General features: G+C 66.0%; 3 protein-coding genes and 1 pseudogene. All 4 read left to right on the forward strand.

The window, feature by feature from the left end:
- A pseudogene (locus tag APY03_RS44005) lies at positions 1-160 on the forward strand (disulfide bond formation protein DsbA); the annotation flags it as partial.
- 179 nt (positions 161-339) lie between these two features.
- Positions 340-834: a JAB domain-containing protein gene (locus tag APY03_RS18000; RefSeq protein WP_068678674.1), complete on the forward strand. Its 495-nt coding sequence runs from the start codon at positions 340-342 to the stop codon at positions 832-834.
- Between the two features lie 165 nt (positions 835-999).
- Positions 1,000-1,446 carry a TIGR03757 family integrating conjugative element protein gene (locus APY03_RS18005; protein ID WP_068678676.1) on the forward strand — a complete coding sequence of 149 codons (447 nt, stop codon included), beginning with the start codon at positions 1,000-1,002 and terminating at the stop codon, positions 1,444-1,446.
- The gene (locus tag APY03_RS18010) at positions 1,443-2,390 is read left to right on the forward strand and encodes a TIGR03756 family integrating conjugative element protein (RefSeq protein WP_068678678.1); all 948 of its coding nucleotides are present in this window, start codon (positions 1,443-1,445) and stop codon (positions 2,388-2,390) included. Before APY03_RS18005 ends, APY03_RS18010 begins: the two co-directional genes overlap by 4 nt.
- Positions 2,391-2,409 lie beyond the last annotated feature (19 nt).

Below are 2,409 nucleotides of genomic sequence, written 5' to 3' on the forward strand. Positions count from 1 at the left end.
GCACGATCGCGAGACCGGCAAGGCAATCCTGCTGCAGGGGCCGATCGAGGGCGATGCCTTGCTGTCGGCCATGGACATGCTTGCGGCCGGCGATCCCGCCGCCACACCCACATCGGAATCGGAAATGCCTGCCGACGTCGTCGGCGACATGCCCAGGTAGCCCCGGTCTTCAAGGCTACGGCGCAGGCCTCTGCGCTGACCGCGACCCATTCGCCTCGCATCCTGGCCGCGAGCGATCACCACAGCCGTGGTGATGGATGCACCTTGTTCGTTCTCATCCCCAGGAGGGCTTGTCCTCCTGGGCGTGCGCCTTCCGATCTCACCGTCTGGAGGTTCGCCATGTCTTTCGTCGTCAATGACTCCTGCATGGAGTCGCTTTCCGCCGTCGCTGTCCAGCACGAGGACTGGATCATCCAGCAAGCCATCGTGCTGCTGGAGAGACGGATCTTCAAAGCTGGACCGTGCCTCAGCCAGCCGGCCGCCGTGCGGGACTACCTGCGCCTGAAACTGGTCGCTGAGCCGAATGAGATATTCGCTGCCGTATTCCTGGACACCATGCACCAGGTTCTGGCCTACGAGCCGCTGTTCAAGGGCACGATCAACTCGACTTCGGTCTATCCGCGTGTCGTTGTGCAGCGTGTCCTGCAGTTGAATGCCGCTGCGGCGGTCTTCGCCCACCAGCATCCTTCGGGTGTCTCCGAGCCGTCGAGCGCGGATCGCATGCTGACCCAGCAACTTCAGGCCGCGCTGGCGCTCATCGATGTGCGGGTACTGGACCACATCATCGTCGGCCAGGGCGCCCCGTTCTCCTTTGCGGAGTCGGGCCTGCTGTAACGGTCGCATCGCTTCGTCGATAAACGCGGGGGCTTCGGCCTCCGCTTTTTTCTTTGCGCCGACACAAGCGGGTATGCGGGGTGGCCGCGATGCGCATTGTTTGTTGGGGCCGCATGGGGTTCAGCGTTTGACTATGGCCCTGATCAACTTTCCGGGGCGTGCGACATGCCAGCAGCTTTTTCCAGGTTCGTGCCAGGCTGGCGAACCCTTGGCCTGGCCGTGGCACTGCCGGCGGCTCTGGCCGTCTTCAGCCCGGCCACCTTCGCCGCCGACGTGGTCGTCGTCACCGACATCCACCACCCGGTCAAGACCATGGGTGGCGAGCGGCTGATCGAGCTGGACGAAGCACCCCAGATCGAGGCCGAGCTTTCGGCGAATCTGCCCACTGACCCGGACCAGGCGACAGCCGTGGTCAAGCGCCGGCTGAGCACCGGCGGCGCCGATCTCCAGCGCCGCATCGCTTCCGCCTACCAGGGCGTGACCGACGCCTGGAGCCTGGGCATCACCAGCATCCCGGCCGTCGTGGTGGACCAGCGCTATGTGGTCTATGGCGAGCCGGACGTCGCCCGCGCCGTCGCGCGCGTCGAACAGCACCGGAGGGCGCAGCCATGACGCGCCCATTCGATCTGCTGCGCCGCCTGCGCGTGGCCGTGGCCTCGCTGCTGCTGGTCAGCGCCACGGGCAGCTACGCCTTGAACACCGCCACCATCGTCTCGTCCGTCATGTCGCCGGACTGCCTGGAGTATCGGGTGGTGGGGATCTGCTACTGGCTGTATTGCACCTATGGCGGCTGCTCGGTGCGCACCTCCGTGAAGGTCAGGCACTACGTGCCCGATGCGGTCGTCTCCAGCTACAGCAACACCGGCGAGAACCCCTGGGTCGAGGTGCAGGCGATGAGCACGCCCAATCCCTCCGCACAGGCCGGAGGCGATGGGACCACGAACGAAGACCACGAGAACAACCTCGCCAAATTCAAGAACGCCGATGTCATCGGTCACCCCGGCGGCGAGGTGTTCAACCAGTTCGCCTCGTCCTCGGGCAATTTCTGCCAAGGCGCGGGCACGGCCTTCATGCCGTATCTGCTCAGCACCTTGGACACGCTGGCCTGGCGCTACAACGTGCCCGAGATGGCCTACCCGGAGGCGCTGATCCCGGGCCGGCGCGAGGTCGGTGCGCGCACCACGATGAACCTCTGGGGCAATGTCTATCCGCGCGGCGGCTTCCTGCACCAGACCGACGACCACAAGTCCGGGGCCGTCGTCGCCCAGCGCGCCGGTGATGTCGTCACGCGGCGCTGGCAGTTGCACGTGTACCAGCCGCTGCTCGCCAACGCCCGCGACGGCTACTGGCCGGCCGGCGCACTGATGGAAGGCGATGCCTCGACCGGCAAGTGGCAGGAGCTGACGCCGCGCCTGTCCAACACCTGCGTGGTGTTCCCCCACAGCGGCACGCTGACCCAGGCCCAGCAAGGCGATTACGCCTGGGCGCTGTGGCGTCCCTATGCGTGCTGCGAACGCCGGGGCCAGGTGTTCCTCGGCAGCGTCGATTTCCTCTGAGGTGCCACGATGAAGCGTC

This window comes from Variovorax sp. WDL1, from assembly GCF_001541225.1.
Classification (GTDB): Bacteria; Pseudomonadota; Gammaproteobacteria; order Burkholderiales; family Burkholderiaceae_C; genus Variovorax.

What these genes read in the sequence shown, in the direction of transcription:
- APY03_RS18000 (WP_068678674.1), top strand. Translation starts at nt 340, where the DNA reads ATGTCTTTCGTCGTCAATGACTCCTGCATGGAGTCGCTTTCCGCCGTC.
- APY03_RS18005 (WP_068678676.1), top strand. Translation starts at nt 1,000, where the DNA reads ATGCCAGCAGCTTTTTCCAGGTTCGTGCCAGGCTGGCGAACCCTTGGC.
- APY03_RS18010 (WP_068678678.1), top strand. Translation starts at nt 1,443, where the DNA reads ATGACGCGCCCATTCGATCTGCTGCGCCGCCTGCGCGTGGCCGTGGCC.